The 13935-nt window shown below is 70.0% G+C and carries 16 protein-coding genes and 1 pseudogene; 9 read left to right on the forward strand and 8 right to left on the reverse strand.

Annotated features, from left to right (window positions below; all coding sequences use genetic code 11):
* Window positions 1-8 precede the first annotated feature (8 nt).
* Window positions 9-701 carry a response regulator transcription factor gene (locus AB0M62_RS13855; protein WP_366074381.1) on the reverse strand — a complete coding sequence of 231 codons (693 nt, stop codon included), beginning with the start codon at window positions 699-701 and terminating at the stop codon, window positions 9-11.
* Between the two features lie 260 nt (window positions 702-961).
* Here AB0M62_RS13855 and AB0M62_RS13860 point away from each other — a divergent pair, with 260 nt between their 5' ends.
* The 8 genes from AB0M62_RS13860 to AB0M62_RS13895 all read left to right on the forward strand — a co-directional run bounded on the left by AB0M62_RS13860 (window position 962) and on the right by AB0M62_RS13895 (window position 7217).
* Window positions 962-1738 carry an amino acid ABC transporter ATP-binding protein gene (locus AB0M62_RS13860; RefSeq protein WP_366074382.1) on the forward strand — a complete coding sequence of 259 codons (777 nt, stop codon included), beginning with the start codon at window positions 962-964 and terminating at the stop codon, window positions 1736-1738.
* Window positions 1739-1804: 66 nt separating this feature from the next.
* On the forward strand, window positions 1805-2644 hold the full coding sequence (locus AB0M62_RS13865) for a glutamate ABC transporter substrate-binding protein (protein WP_366074383.1): 840 nt from the start codon (window positions 1805-1807) through the stop codon (window positions 2642-2644).
* A gap of 74 nt (window positions 2645-2718) precedes the next feature.
* Window positions 2719-3393 carry an amino acid ABC transporter permease gene (locus AB0M62_RS13870; protein WP_366074384.1) on the forward strand — a complete coding sequence of 225 codons (675 nt, stop codon included), beginning with the start codon at window positions 2719-2721 and terminating at the stop codon, window positions 3391-3393.
* Entirely contained in the window at window positions 3390-4307 is a 918-nt protein-coding gene (locus AB0M62_RS13875) for an amino acid ABC transporter permease (RefSeq protein ID WP_366074385.1), read from the forward strand. Before AB0M62_RS13870 ends, AB0M62_RS13875 begins: the two co-directional genes overlap by 4 nt.
* 170 nt (window positions 4308-4477) lie before the next feature.
* Window positions 4478-6094: an FAD-dependent monooxygenase gene (locus AB0M62_RS13880; protein WP_366074386.1), complete on the forward strand. Its 1617-nt coding sequence runs from the start codon at window positions 4478-4480 to the stop codon at window positions 6092-6094.
* A gap of 32 nt (window positions 6095-6126) precedes the next feature.
* Window positions 6127-6213: a putative leader peptide gene (locus AB0M62_RS13885; RefSeq protein ID WP_311605579.1), complete on the forward strand. Its 87-nt coding sequence runs from the start codon at window positions 6127-6129 to the stop codon at window positions 6211-6213.
* 75 nt (window positions 6214-6288) lie between these two features.
* Window positions 6289-6825, forward strand: a complete 537-nt coding sequence (locus tag AB0M62_RS13890; protein ID WP_366074387.1) for a cysteine dioxygenase — start codon at window positions 6289-6291, stop codon at window positions 6823-6825.
* Window positions 6822-7217, forward strand: a complete 396-nt coding sequence (locus AB0M62_RS13895; protein ID WP_366074388.1) for a rhodanese-like domain-containing protein — start codon at window positions 6822-6824, stop codon at window positions 7215-7217. The genes AB0M62_RS13890 and AB0M62_RS13895 overlap by 4 nt, the downstream gene beginning before the upstream one ends.
* A 10-nt stretch (window positions 7218-7227) precedes the next feature.
* Here AB0M62_RS13895 and recX read toward each other — a convergent pair.
* From recX to AB0M62_RS13915, 4 genes and pseudogenes are all read right to left on the reverse strand, one after another.
* Window positions 7228-7914: pseudogene (gene recX, locus AB0M62_RS13900) on the reverse strand (recombination regulator RecX); the annotation flags it as partial.
* On the reverse strand, window positions 7821-8951 hold the full coding sequence (gene recA, locus AB0M62_RS13905; protein WP_366074389.1) for a recombinase RecA: 1131 nt from the start codon (window positions 8949-8951) through the stop codon (window positions 7821-7823). The gene recA and the pseudogene recX, both read right to left, overlap by 94 nt.
* A gap of 315 nt (window positions 8952-9266) precedes the next feature.
* Window positions 9267-10475 (reverse strand): AI-2E family transporter, encoded by a 1209-nt coding sequence (locus AB0M62_RS13910; protein ID WP_366074413.1) that lies wholly within the window; start codon window positions 10473-10475, stop codon window positions 9267-9269.
* A 119-nt stretch (window positions 10476-10594) separates the two neighbouring features.
* Window positions 10595-10789, reverse strand: a complete 195-nt coding sequence (locus tag AB0M62_RS13915; RefSeq protein ID WP_366074390.1) for a DUF3046 domain-containing protein — start codon at window positions 10787-10789, stop codon at window positions 10595-10597.
* Window positions 10790-10868: 79 nt separating this feature from the next.
* On the opposite strand from AB0M62_RS13915, the gene AB0M62_RS13920 reads away from it, so the two are divergent.
* Entirely contained in the window at window positions 10869-11792 is a 924-nt protein-coding gene (locus AB0M62_RS13920; RefSeq protein ID WP_366074391.1) for a hypothetical protein, read from the forward strand.
* 102 nt (window positions 11793-11894) lie between these two features.
* Here the strand turns inward: AB0M62_RS13920 and AB0M62_RS13925 are convergent, their stop codons facing one another.
* Genes AB0M62_RS13925 through AB0M62_RS13935 form a run of 3 tightly spaced genes read right to left on the reverse strand, consistent with a single transcriptional unit; the run spans window position 11895 to window position 13865 of the window.
* Window positions 11895-12203, reverse strand: a complete 309-nt coding sequence (locus AB0M62_RS13925) for an AzlD domain-containing protein (RefSeq protein ID WP_366074392.1) — start codon at window positions 12201-12203, stop codon at window positions 11895-11897.
* Complete coding sequence (locus AB0M62_RS13930) at window positions 12200-12955, reverse strand: AzlC family ABC transporter permease (protein ID WP_366074414.1); 756 nt, start codon at window positions 12953-12955, stop codon at window positions 12200-12202. The genes AB0M62_RS13925 and AB0M62_RS13930 overlap by 4 nt, the downstream gene beginning before the upstream one ends.
* A 37-nt stretch (window positions 12956-12992) precedes the next feature.
* The gene (locus tag AB0M62_RS13935) at window positions 12993-13865 is read right to left on the reverse strand and encodes an AraC family transcriptional regulator (protein WP_366074415.1); all 873 of its coding nucleotides are present in this window, start codon (window positions 13863-13865) and stop codon (window positions 12993-12995) included.
* Between the last annotated feature and the right edge of the window lie 70 nt (window positions 13866-13935).

Raw genomic sequence — 13935 nt, forward strand, 5'->3', positions numbered from 1 at the left:
CTTCGACTTTACGGAGCCGGTACGACGAGCCGGTAGCCGACGCCGCGCACCGTCTCGATGAGGGCGGGCATCCGCAGCTTGGAGCGCAGCGAGGCGACATGCACTTCCAGAGTGCGGCCGGTGCCTTCCCAGCTGGTGCGCCACACCTCGCTGATGATCTGTTCCCGGCGGAAGACCACGCCGGGCCGCTGGGCGAGCAGCGCGAGCAGGTCGAACTCCTTGCGCGTGAGCTGAACGGGCTCGCCCTCCACGCTCACGCGCCGGGTGGGCAGTTCGATGCTGACCGCGCCGAGCCGGACCGTACTGTCGCCCGCCGTGGCGGCTTCCCCCTCGGCGGCCGTACGCCGGCTGACGGCGTGGATACGGGCCAGAAGTTCCCCCGTGTCGTACGGCTTGACCACGTAGTCGTCGGCGCCCAGGTTGAGGCCGTGGATCCGGGAGCGGACGTCCGCCCGCGCGGTCACCATGATGACCGGGGTCGAGGTGCGCTTGCGGATCTTGCCGCACACTTCGTAGCCGTCCTGGTCGGGCAGGCCCAGGTCGAGGAGCACGACCCCGAACGGAGGCGCCCCGGCGGGCAGCAGGGCCTGGAGGGCTTCCTCGCCGTTGCGCGCGTGGACGACCTTGAAGCCGTGCCGGGCGAGGACCGCGGACAGGGCCGCGGCGACGTGGTCGTCGTCCTCGACGAGCAGCAGTCTCATCCGGGCCCCCTTCCGTTGGCTTCGTGTTTCCTCTTTCATGGTCCCCTGGCATCCACGCGGATCACGCGGCTCACGTCAAGAGACTTCCCGGTGCCGAAACGTACCGTTACCCAGCCGGTACAGGGCGCACCAGCCCCCGTACACGCAGCGTGGCGGGGTGCGACCGGATCGTTATGCTCAATTTCCCCTCAGATGTAATGACGCAGGTCCGGGCAGCTCACTAGTGTCCTCCCAACCGAGGAGGACGGAGCAAGAGGCCGATGAGCGGAGTATCAGTGACCAAGGATGCCGTGCCCGCCGCGGATGACCTGGTTGTGCTGAGCAACGTCAACAAGCACTTCGGCGCGCTGCATGTGCTCCAGGACATCGATCTGACCATCGCCCGGGGCGAGGTCGTTGTCGTGATCGGGCCCTCCGGGTCCGGGAAGTCCACACTGTGCCGCACCATCAACCGCCTGGAGACGATCGACTCGGGCGAGATCTCCATCGACGGCAACTCGCTGCCCCAGGAGGGGCGGGAGCTGGCCCGGCTGCGGGCCGACGTCGGGATGGTCTTCCAGTCCTTCAACCTCTTCGCGCACAAGACCGTGCTCGAGAACGTGATGCTGGGCCAGATCAAGGTCCGCAAGACGGACAAGAAGACGGCCGAGCAGTCGGCGCGGAACCTGCTCGACCGGGTGGGTGTCGGATCTCAGGCCGACAAGTACCCGGCGCAGCTCTCCGGTGGCCAGCAGCAGCGCGTGGCCATCGCACGGGCGCTGGCGATGAACCCGAAGGTGATGCTCTTCGACGAGCCGACCTCGGCGCTCGACCCGGAGATGATCAACGAGGTGCTGGAAGTTATGCAGCAGCTCGCCAGGGACGGCATGACCATGGTTGTAGTCACCCACGAAATGGGCTTCGCGCGCTCCGCCGCAAACCGGGTTGTCTTCATGGCCGACGGCAAGATCGTCGAAGAGGCGACGCCCGACCAGTTCTTCAGCAACCCGCGCAGCGACCGCGCCAAGGACTTCCTGTCGAAGATCCTTCACCACTGAACCCGCCTCGTTCGGAAGCGTTTTCAGCCGATCACACACATCCCGCCTACCTCAGGGAAGTTCATCATGAAGCTCCGTAAGGCCTCTGCTGCCGCCGCAGCCGCCGCCGCCCTCGCCCTGACCGCCACCGCGTGTGGTGGCGACAGCGACAAGGGCGGCGAGGGCGGGTCCGGTGGCGACAAGATCACTATCGGCATCAAGTACGACCAGCCCGGTGTCGGTCTGAAGACGCCGGACGGCAAGTTCACCGGCTTCGACGTCGATGTCGCCACGTACGTGGCCAAGGAGCTTGGCTATGACGCCAAGGACATCACCTTCAAGCAGGCGCCCAGCGCCGAGCGCGAGAACCTGATCAAGAACGGTGACGTCAAGTTCGTCGTCGCGAGCTACACGATCAACGACAAGCGCAAGGCAGAGGTCGACTTCGCCGGCCCGTACTTCCTCGCCCACCAGGACCTGCTGGTCCGCGCGGACGAGAAGGGCATCACCAAGGCCGAGGACCTCAACAAGAAGAAGCTCTGCTCGGTCACCGGCTCCACCTCGGCGCAGAACGTCAAGGAGAAGCTCGCTCCCAACGCGGACCTGCAGGAGTTCGGCGGCTACTCGGAGTGCATCACCGGCCTGGAGAACAAGGCCGTCGACGCCCTGACGACCGACAACTCCATCCTGGCCGGCTACGCCGCGCAGCCGCAGCACCAGGGCAAGTTCAAGCTGGTCGGTCTCAACCTGAGCGACGAGCCCTACGGCATCGGTCTGAAGAAGGGCGACAAGGACCTTCAGACGAAGATCAACGCCGCCCTGGAGAAGATGAAGTCCGACGGCTCCTGGGACAAGTTCGTGAAGGCGAACTTCGGCCCGGCCAACTACAAGAACGAGCCTGCCCCGGAGATCACTGAAGGCAGCTGAGTCAGCCGTGGCGTGCCGCCGGCCCGAGCCGGCGGCACGCCCCACCAGCCAACCTGGGGAGAGCGCGGGGCAACGTGTTCGACTTTCTTGATTCCGGGCAGTACGACCTGCTCGGCGCCTTCTGGGTGACGGTTCAGCTCACCCTCTACTCGGCCGTCGGGTCCCTGATCTGGGGCACGCTCCTGGCCGGTATGCGGGTCAGCCCGGTACCGCTGATGCGGGCCTTCGGCACCGCGTACATCAACCTCGTCCGCAACACCCCGCTGACGGTGATCATCGTCGCCTGCTCCCTGGTCCTGAACCAGACGCTGGGCTTCGCACTCGGCGGCGACAACTTCAAGGACATCGGCTTCCGGCTGGCCGTCCTCGGCTTCATCGCCTACACCGGCACCTTCGTCTGTGAGGCGCTGCGGTCCGGCATCAACACCGTGCCCGTCGGGCAGGCGGAGGCGGCCCGCGCGCTGGGGCTGAGCTTCACCCAGGTGCTGACGCTGATCGTGCTTCCGCAGGCCTTCCGTTCGGTGGTCGCGCCGCTGGCGAACGTACTGATCGCGCTGACGAAGAACACCACCATCGCGGCGGCGATCGGTGTGGCCGAGGCCGCACTGCTGATGAAGGAAATGATCGAGAACGAGGCCGACGCGCTCTTCGCCGTCTTCGCCGTCATCGCCTTCGGGTTCATCGTTCTCACCCTCCCGACCGGCCTGATCCTCGGCTGGGTGGCCAAGCGTGTGGCGGTGAAGCGATGACCTCCGTTCTCTACGACGCCCCCGGCCCCCGCGCCAAGCGGCGGAACATCCTCTACACGATCGTGTTCCTGGTCGTGCTCGGCTTCGCCATCTGGTGGGCGCTGTCCGTCATGGCCGAGAAGGGCCAGCTGGCCTCGGAGAAGTGGAGCCCGTTCGTCACGGACTCCCAGGTGTGGACGACGTTCCTGCTGCCCGGCCTCTGGCTGACCGTGAAGGCGGCCGCGTTCGCCATCGTGATCGCGCTGCCACTCGGCGCCCTGCTCGGCATCGGCCGTCTCTCCGACCACCGGTGGGTCCGCGTTCCGGCCGGCCTCGTGGTCGAGTTCTTCCGCGCCATCCCGGTCCTGATCCTGATGGTCTTCGCCAGCGCGATCTTCGTGCAGTACACGGACATCGAGTCGGAGATCCGCCCGATGTACGCGGTGGTGACGGGCCTGGTGCTCTACAACGCCTCGGTCATCGCCGAGATCGTGCGGGCCGGCATCCTCTCGCTGCCGTCCGGCCAGACCGACGCCGCGAAGGCGATCGGTATGCGCAAGGGCCAGACCATGTCGCACGTCCTGCTGCCGCAGGCGGTGACAGCGATGCTCCCTGCCCTGGTCAGCCAAGTCGTGGTGATCGTCAAGGACACCGCCATCGGTGGCGCCCTGCTCGGCCTCGCGGAGCTGATGTCGCAGGCCCGCACGATCCCGGCGAACTACGGTGCGAACACCATCGCCTCCCTCACCGTGATCGCCCTTCTTTACATCGCGCTCAACTTCCTGCTCACCAGCGTGGCGTCGTGGCTGGAAGGCAGGGCGCGCCGGTCCAAGAAGGGCACGGGCGCGGTCCTGGCGGCCGACGACGTGGAGGAGCTCAACGCGCCGGGGCACGCGACGGACCATGCTCCGGGCGGTGCCGTCGCCAAACCCTGACGGCCTGGCAGTACCGGGCGAGGGGGCAGCGACCACGGCCGCTGCCCCCTCGCCGCATACTTCTGTCGCTTGACGCAAGCACCCGCAATCTGTTGCATACCTTGTGTGATCGTGCGCCGGGCTCCACTCGTCATCTTTCGTTCCGTCAGCAAGGCTGAGGGAGCCGTGCCGTGGACCCGGTGATCGTCGTCGGGGCCGGGCCCGTCGGCCTCGCCCTGGCGCTGGCGCTCGCCCATCAAGGAGTGCCCTCCGTGGTGCTCGACGAGACGCCGGGCAAGGACGTACCGCGTCCGGCGCGTACGGTCGTACTGCACCCCGACGCCGGAGCCATGATCGAGCGGCTCGGCTGCGCGACCGCCCGTGACGAAGGGGCGCGCTGGACCGGATGGCGGACGCTGCGCCGCAAGCAGGAGTTGCACCGCATCTCCCTCGGCGACGGTCCTCAGGGCGCCGGTCGTGCGCCACTGCACCTGCCTCAGCACGCACTGACGCGCGGATTGCGCGCGGCCGCCGCCGGGCAGGACCTCGTGCAGATCGTCACCGACACCAAGCTCGACTCGATCGAACAGGACGCGAGCGGCATCACCGCCCACACGCGGGGCTCCGAGTCCACCTGGTGGCGCGGGAGTTATCTGGTCGGTTGCGACGGTGCCCGGTCCACCGTGCGCAAGCTGCTCGACATCCGCTTCCCCGGCCGTACGGCCGTGGAGCGGCACGCGATCGCCGCACTGCGCACCGAACTCCCCTGGCCGGACGAGGCGTTGCTGCACCGTATGCCGCCGTGGCGCGGCTCCGGCGAGGAGGTGACCGCCCGCCCGCTGCCGGACGGGGTGTGGCGGATCGACTGGCTGCTGCCACCGCGCGGCGACCTGGTCACGCCGGATGTGCTGGTGGCGTGGGTCCGGGACACGCTGGCCGGGTGGTGCGGTGAGACTCCTCCCTACGACCTGATCGACACCGGGGTCTACACGCTTCACCACCGCCTCGCCCGCCGCTGGCGTACCGGCAGGGCCTTCCTCGCGGGGGACGCCGCGCACCTGCTCGGCGCGATCGGCACCCAAGGACTGCAGGAGGGGCTGCGGGACGCCGAGAACCTGGCCTGGAAGCTGGCGCTGGCGTGGCATCACGGGGCCTCCCGGACGCTGCTGGACAGTTACCAGGCGGAGCGCCGTACCGCCGTGGCCGCCCGGCTGCGGGCCGCCGACCAGTCGCTGCCGATACTGCGGGGCGGCGGCGGCCTGCGCACCCGGCTGCCCGGTTCCACCCGCGGCCACGAAACCCTGCTGGCCGACGGCCACCTGGGGCGCGGCCCACTGGGCGCGCCCCCCGGGTACACGCGCTCCCCCCTCGCGCCTGCGAGCAGCGCTTCCGAAACCCCGACCGGCACCGAACCCGGCACGCCGGTCGCCGACGTCCGGGTGACGGCACCGGACGGGACGACCGCACGGCTGAGTGACCGGTTGGGGCGGGGGCAGTTGCTCGTGGTGCTGGTAGCGCCGGGGACCGGGGTGTGGGACCGGCGGCACTGGCTGAAGGCCGGGCTCATGCCCCGGCTGGCAGCAGCGGTGACCGCGCTGCCGGTGCGGGCCGAGGTGCTGGTCACCGAGGGGTATCCGGGCGCGGCCGCGCACTCCGTGCTGCTGGTGCGGCCCGACGGCCACCTGGTCGCCGCGTTCACCGGGGTGCGCCCGGCGGAGCTCTACGCATGCGCCGACGCCGTGCGCGGTGGCGCGCCGGCCGCCGCGGAGGCACCTGCTCCGCAGGACCGTACTGCGGACATCAATTGACCGTCGCCGGAGCGCATGGTGTACTCCGGAGCATGACCGACACCGATGTGCGCCTGTGGCGGAGGGTTCATATGGACCTCGTCCGCTATGCGGGCTGCGTGTGTCGCCCCTCCTGCTGATTCGCCTTTTCCCGCGCGCCCCGTCCTTCCGGTGTGGCCGCGCACGCACCCATGCGAACCACAGGACGGCCCTTCATGTCGCTCTCCGTATCCCCACCCGCCCGCGTCCGGCCAGTCGGCGGGCCCACCGCGTACGAGCTGCTCGACTTCGTCCGCCGTACCGCCGCGGACTCGGAACTCGTCGCCTCACTCCCGCTCGACCCCGACGGCCGCACTTGGGTACGCCTCGAAGGCCCCGGGGGCAGTGAGGCGTGGCTGATCGGCTGGCCGCCCGGCACGGGCACGGGCTGGCACGACCACGCCGAGTCCCACGGCGCGTTCTCCACCGCGCAGGGCGAGCTCAAGGAGCACTCACTCGCCGTGCGGCTGCCCAGCGCAGGGTGGAAGACCCTGGAGCTGGCCGAAGACGTGGACCGTGAGCGCACGTTGCCGGCCGGCACGGGCAAGGCGTTCGGCGAGCACCATGTGCACGAGGTGCTGAACGAGTCCGCCACCGAGCACGCGGTCTCCGTACACGCCTACTACCCGCCGCTGCCACTGCTCCGGCGGTTCAGCCGCAGTGGCGCGGTACTCCGGCTGGAGCACGTCGAGCGTCCGGAGGACTGGCAGTGAGCGAGTACACGGTGCCGATCGGCATCGACGAGCTGCTGGAGCGGGTCCGGCAGGACCTCGAACGGCTCGGTCCGCAGGAGGCCTTCGACGCGGCCGCCGCAGGTGCACTGCTGGTGGACATCCGATATCAGGCGCTGCGCGAGCGCGACGGGCTGATTCCCGGCGCGCTCGTCGTCGAACGCAACGAGCTGGAGTGGCGGCTCGATCCGCAGGGCAGCCATCGCGCGGCGGAGGCGACGAGCCACGACCTGCGGGTCGTGGTGATCTGCAACGAGGGGTACGCCTCCAGCCTCGCCGCAGTCTCGCTCCGGCAGCTCGGCCTGCACGGGGCGACCGACCTCGACGGCGGCTTCCAGGCATGGCGGTCGGCGGGACTGCCGGTCGAGATCTGACACGCACGAGTCAGTGGAGGTCGTACTCCAGCCCTTCGGTCTCCTCGCCCTCCTCTTCCAGGGCACGCCGGACCACCCGCAGGGCCATGCCCTCCGGGTACCCCTTGCGGGCCAGCATTCCGGCGAGCCGCCGCAGACGCTTGTCGCGGTCCATGCCGCGGGTGGAGCGGAGTTTGCGGGCGACGAGCTCGCGGGCGGTCGCCTCCTCCTGCTCGGCGTCGAGTTGGCCGACGGCCTCGTCGATCAGGGTGGAGTCGACCCCCTTGGTCCGCAGCTCGCGGGCCAGTGCCCGGCGGGCCAGGCCCCGGCCGTGGTGCCGGGACTCCACCCAGGCGCCCGCGAAAGCCGCGTCGTCGATCAGGCCGACGTCCTCGAAGCGGGAGAGAACCTCGTCGGCCACCTCCTCGGGGATGCCCCGCTTGTGCAGGGCGTCCCCGAGCTGCTTACGGGTGCGCGGGCTCCCCGTGAGCAGGCGTAGGCAGATCGCCCGCGCCTGCTCCTGCGGGCTCTGGGACGGCAGCCCCTTCCCGGCCCTCGACGTGTCGGGGCTGCCGCCGTCCTCGGAGTCCTCGCGGTCCGCCCACTCGGTACGCCGTCCCACCGTCAGCTCTTGGCTGCGGCGGCCTTGGTGGCCTTGGCCTTCGTCGCCGCGGCGGTCACGGTCTTGGCGGCGTCGTCGGCGGAGGCGGTGGCGGCACCGGCGGCGTCCGCGCCCGGCTCGGCGGACGGGGCCTCGGGCCTGACACCGACGCCCAGCTTCTCCTTGATCTTCTTCTCGATCTCGTTGGCGAGATCGGGGTTGTCCTTCAGGAAGTTGCGGGCGTTCTCCTTGCCCTGGCCGAGCTGATCGCCCTCGTACGTGTACCAGGCGCCGGCCTTGCGCACGAAGCCGTGCTCCACGCCCATGTCGATGAGGCCGCCCTCGCGGCTGATGCCGTGGCCGTAGAGGATGTCGAACTCGGCCTGCTTGAAGGGCGGCGCGACCTTGTTCTTGACGACCTTGACGCGGGTGCGGTTGCCGACCGCGTCCGTGCCGTCCTTGAGGGTCTCGATACGGCGGATGTCGAGCCGCACCGACGCGTAGAACTTCAGCGCCCGGCCACCGGTCGTGGTCTCCGGGGAGCCGAACATCACACCGATCTTCTCGCGGAGCTGGTTGATGAAGATCGCGGTGGTCTTGGACTGGTTGAGCGCGCTGGTGATCTTCCGGAGTGCCTGGCTCATCAGCCGGGCCTGGAGACCGACGTGCGAGTCGCCCATCTCACCCTCGATTTCCGCGCGCGGCACCAGAGCCGCGACGGAGTCGATGACGATGAGGTCGAGGGCACCGGAGCGGACCAGCATGTCCACGATCTCGAGTGCCTGCTCGCCGGTGTCCGGCTGAGAGAGGATCAGGTTGTCGGTGTCGACGCCGAGGGCCTTGGCATACTCGGGGTCGAGAGCGTGCTCGGCGTCCACGAAGGCGACGGTGCCGCCCGCCTTCTGCGCGTTGGCCACGGCGTGCAGCGTCAGCGTCGTCTTACCGGAGGACTCCGGTCCGTACACCTCCACCACTCGCCCGCGCGGCAGTCCGCCGACGCCGAGGGCGACGTCCAGAGCGGTCGACCCGGTAGGGATCACCTCGATGGGTTCGTTCGGCCGGTCGCCGAGGCGCATCACCGCGCCTTTGCCGAATTGCCGTTCAATCTGTGCGAGCGCGGCGTCGAGCGCCTTCTCGCGGTCGGTGCCTGCCATGGGTTCCACCCGATTTGCTTGAGTCGATCGCTTCACGTCAAAGACGCTAACGCCTGCCACTGACAATGCGCCCTCACGCCCTCCGACCTGTGGACAACTCCATCGGAATCCTGCGGACCCGTCCGGCCGGAATCCCATAAGAATGGATGTTCGATTTTGGTGTCAAGGCACCACACGGCCCACCCGTCCCTCTCATGACCGCCCTGTTCCTCCGGGCATGGCACTCCCCCGCCGCGGTGACCCTGGAGCGTCACTGACCGTGCTGCCCTCCCCGCACTGGTCTACGCCCCGTGCGCCGTGCGAGCCGTACAGAAGTCAGGCGCCGCCCTCCCCGGAGGGCGGCGTCCGGTGCGTCCGCCTGCTCAGCGCCCGCCGGACGCGGGCCAGCGCCTGTCCGCCGCTGCCGCGCCGGTGACCGTGCACACGCGGGTCGTCCGTCACGGTGTACCGCTTCACGTAGGCGCCGAGGAAAGCCTGCAGCGTGGCGACCGCCGGAATCGCGATCAGCGCGCCGACCGCGCCGAGCAGAGCGGTGCCCGCGACGACCGAGCCGAAGGCCACCGCCGGGTGGATGTCGACGGTCTTCGAGGTGAGCTTGGGCTGCAGTACGTAGTTCTCGAACTGCTGGTAGATCACCACGAAGGCGAGGATGTACAGCGCGTACAGCGGGTCGACCGTGAACGCGATCAGCATGGGCAGCGCGCCCGCCAGATAGGTGCCGATGGTCGGGATGAACTGCGAGACGATACCGACCCACACGGCGAGCGCCGGCGCGTACGGCACTCCCAGGATCTCCAGCAGGACGTAGTGCGCGACGCCGGAGATGAGCGCCATCAGTCCGCGTGAGTAGAGGTAGCCGCCGGTCTTGTTGACCGCGATTTCCCAGGCCCGCAGAACCTCGGTCTGCTTGGCGGGCGGAAGTACCGAGCACACCGCGCGGCGCAGCCGGGGGCCGTCGGCCGCGAAGTAGAAGGAGAAAAGTCCGATCATCAGCAGCTTGAACAGTCCGCCGAGCACGGTGGCGGAGACGTCCAGCACTCCGCCCGCGCTGTTCTCCACGTAGTTCCGCAGCCAGTCGGAGCGCAGCAGGCTGTCCTGGATCTCGACGCGGGACAGTTTCGTGTGGAGGGTGTCGTTGATCCATTTGATCACCGAGTCGAGGTACTGCGGGAAGTCCTCGATGATGTCGATGATCTGTCCGGCCAGGATCGATCCGAGCAGGACGACGAAGCCCGCGCCCGCGATGAACACCCCGAGGACAACCAGGAAGGTGGCCAGGCCCCGGCGCATTCCGCGGGCCGCCATCCGGCTCACCACGGGCTCCACCGCGAGCGCCAGGAAGAAGGCGATCAGGATGTTGACCAGCAGGCTGATGAGCTGGTGGAAAGCCCAGCTGCCGAGCTGGAAGCAGGCGTAGAGGGCGAGCGCGAGCACCATGGCACGCGGCAGCCAGCCCGGCATCCGGGCCGGCCCTGCGGGAGATGTACGGCCTTCCGCCGGCGGAGGCGGCGGGACCGGGGGGATGGGCGGGGTCGCCGGGCTCTGCGTGCTGGGCGGGCTGGGCGGGCTGGGCGGGCTGGGCGGGAGTGCCGCCTCGCCGGTCTCGTCTGTCGGTGCCACGCAGCCAGTCTCGCTTACCGGGGTCAGCGCTTTTCGGCGGGCACGTCCATCGCAGAGCAGACCACCCGCCACACGTCCTTGGCGTTCCAGCCGGCGGCCAGCGCCTCGTGGACCGTACGGCCGCCCAGTTCGGACAGCACATGGTCGCGCGCGAAGGAATCCGCGTACCCCGCCCCGAAGTGGTCGGACATCCGCTCCCAGAAAATCGTCAACCGCATGACTCCAGTATCACGCCCCTGGGGGTGCAGAGATGCACGAGCGGCTTGCCGCGAGCGCTTTCCGCCCTACCTTCGGAACATGGCTGGAACCGATGCACCACCCCGTTCCCCGCTGGCCCGCGCCGAGCACTTCATCTGGCTGACGGCCCGGGTCCTCGAACAGCGGCGGTTCGCGTACCACTTCCTCGGCGGCGGCGCCGACCCGGTCGAGACGGCCCTCAGCGCGTATCTCGTCGAGGACGGAGGCTATGGCCACGCGCTGGAGCCCGATCTGCGCGGCCCGGTGAGCCAGCCGCTGCACACCGGGCACGCCCTGCGCGTCCTGGACTCCATCGGCCGCTGCGGCGGGCAGCGCGTCGAGAAGGTGTGCCGCTACCTGACGGCGATCTCGACACCGGAGGGTGCGCTGCCGGCGCTCCACCCCTCGCTGCGCGGCTACCCCTCGGCTCCGTTCCTCCCGGTGGCCGACGATCCGCCGGGCGCACTGCTGGCCACCGGCCCGGTGGTCGGGCTGCTGCACCGCAACCGGGTCTGGCACGCCTGGATGTTCCGGGCGACGGACTTCTGCTGGGCGGCCGTCGAGTCGCTGGAGAAGTCGCATCCGTACGAGATCCAGGCGGCCGTCGCGTTCCTGGACGGCGCCCCCGACCGGTCACGCGCCCGGGCCGCGGCGGACCGACTGGGCCGACTGGTACGGGAACAGGGGCTCGTGGTGCTGGATCCCGGGCGGCGGGCGGAGCACCCGGTGCCGTCCGGCTACGCGCCGGGCGAGCATCACTTCCCGCACGACTTCGCCGGCCGCCCCGAGTCGCTGGCGCGCGGCTGGTTCACGGACGAGGAGATGGCCCGCTCGCTGGACTTCCTGGCGGGCGAACAGCGGAAGGACGGCGGCTGGCCGATCTCCTGGCGCGAGTGGGCCCCGGGCACCACGTACGAATGCCGGCCGATGGTGACGATCGAGGCGCTGCTGACGCTGCGCGCCCACGGTCGCATCCTCGACTGACGGGACGCAGCCTCGACCGACGGGTCGCGTCCTCGCCTGACGGTCGCATCCTCGGCTGAAGGGTCCTTTCGGCTTACTGCGCGGCGGCTGCCCCGGTCCCGGTCATCCGCCCATGGCCCGTACGCCCGCGGTGACGACCACCGCGGCCCCGACGACCAGCAGGAACGGGGCCCGCAGCAGCAGCGCGAGCGCAGCCGCCGCGACTCCGGCTGCGCGGGCGTCCACGATCAGTGCGCTGCCGGTGCTGAAGGTCTGCTGGGCGGTCAGCGCGGCGAGCAGTGCGACGGGCAGCAAGGCTGCCATCCGCCGCACGAGCGGACGCTCCAGCGCTCCCGCGGGCACGAGCAGGCCGACCAGCTTCACGAGGTAGCAGCCGACGGCGGTTACTCCGATGGCGATCCAGATACTCACCGGTGGTCCTCCTCATCGGTCCTGGCGGTCTCGCGGTCCTTGCGGCCCTGGAAGAAGAGCACGGCGGGCGCGGCGAGCGCGGCGACGAGCACCGGCACCCCGGCCGGCAGGACGGGCAGGAAGGCGAGCCCCAGCACGAGCGCCAGTCCGGCAACCGCGCGCTCCGTGGCCGTCTTCAGCATCGGCGCCAGCAGCGCGAGGAAGACGGCGGGCCCGGCGGCGTCCAGGCCCCATGCGTTGGTGTCACCGATGGCCTCGGCCCCGAGGGCGCCCAGGAGGGTGGTGAGGTTCCACAGCACGTACAGGCTCAGGCCCGTGACGGTGAACCCGATACGGACGCTGCGCCGGGTCGGCTGCGCGAGGGCGACGGCCGTCGTCTCGTCGATGACCCAGTGCGCGGCGAAGGGGCGCACCCAGCGCGGCAGTGCGAGGAGCTGAGAGAGGCGCAGGCCGTAGAAGGCGTTGCGCACACCGAGGAAGAAGGCGCCCGCGGCGGCCGTCAACGGGTTGCCGCCGGCCGCGAGGGCTCCCACCAGCGCGAACTGGGAGGCACCGGTGAAGACCAGCAGGCTCAGCACGCAGGTCTGGAGAAGGGTGAGGCCCGAGCCGGCCGAGGTGACACCGAAGGCGAATCCGGAGAGCCCGACGGCGATGCCGACGCCCAGGGCGTCCCTTACGACGGCCGAATCCGGCTTGACGGCCGGATCCGGCTTGACCGCCGCCACCGGCCCTTCGCCCGCCTTGTCGCGTATCTCTGCTGTTGCTGTCTGTTCTGCCACGTCAGCGACGTTACGTGGGGCGGCCGTCGCCGGTCTTGTACGTTCTTGCGGGCTCGTACGCCTCTGCACGCTCCCGCCGGTACGCGCCGGGCGGCACCCCGACGATCCGGGTGAAGTGCCGGTTCAGATGCGGCTGGTCGGTGAAGCCGACGGCGACGGCCGCTTCGGCCGGCGTGGTCCCGCCGTCCAGGAGGTGCCGGGCCGCCCGTACGCGGGCGTCGGTGAGCCAGGTGTGCGGCGGCATGCCGTATGTGTCGCGGAACGCCCGCAGCAGGACGAAGGGACTGGTCCCGAGGTCCGCCGCGAGCTTCGCCAGCGACGGCGGATCGGCCATCCGCTCCTGGAGTACGGCGCGGGCGCGCGCGGCCACCCGGGCGCCCCCGCCGCGTATCTCGCGCTCCGGGAGCACTCCTCCGTTGCGCCGCAGCAGTCGTGTGACGGCCACCCGCAGGAGCGTGTCGGCGGCGAGCGCGTTGCCCTCGTCCGCCGCCCGCAGGACCTGGTGGACCAGCCGGGACGCGTACGGGTCGTCGAGGACCGGTTCGGCGAAGCCGGGGGTGCCGCGGATCGCCGTGCTTTCGGCGGCGATCTCGGCGACCAGGTCCGCCGCCGGGTAGAGGGCGCTGTACTGCCAGCCCTCGGGCCCGCCGGCGCGTCCGGTGTGCGGGATGTCGGGGTTGATCAGCGCGAGCGCGCCGGGCCCGGCGCGCTGGTCGGCGCCGCGGTGGTGGAAAACCTCGACGCCTTCGGTGATCGCCGCGATCACGAAGGTCTCGTGCGTGTGCTGGGCGAAGTTCTTCCGGACATACCTCGCCCGCAACAGGTCGACGCCGGGCAGCTCCGGGTACCGCCAGTGCCTGGCCCGTTCCGCTGTCGCCATGATTCCATTCTGCGCCACCCGGTTCGGCGGTGTTTCTCCACGTCAGGGCACATTGTCAGTGGCGGGGTGCACG

Source organism: Streptomyces sp. NPDC051219, assembly GCF_040682335.1.
Lineage (GTDB): Bacteria > Actinomycetota > Actinomycetes > Streptomycetales > Streptomycetaceae > Streptomyces.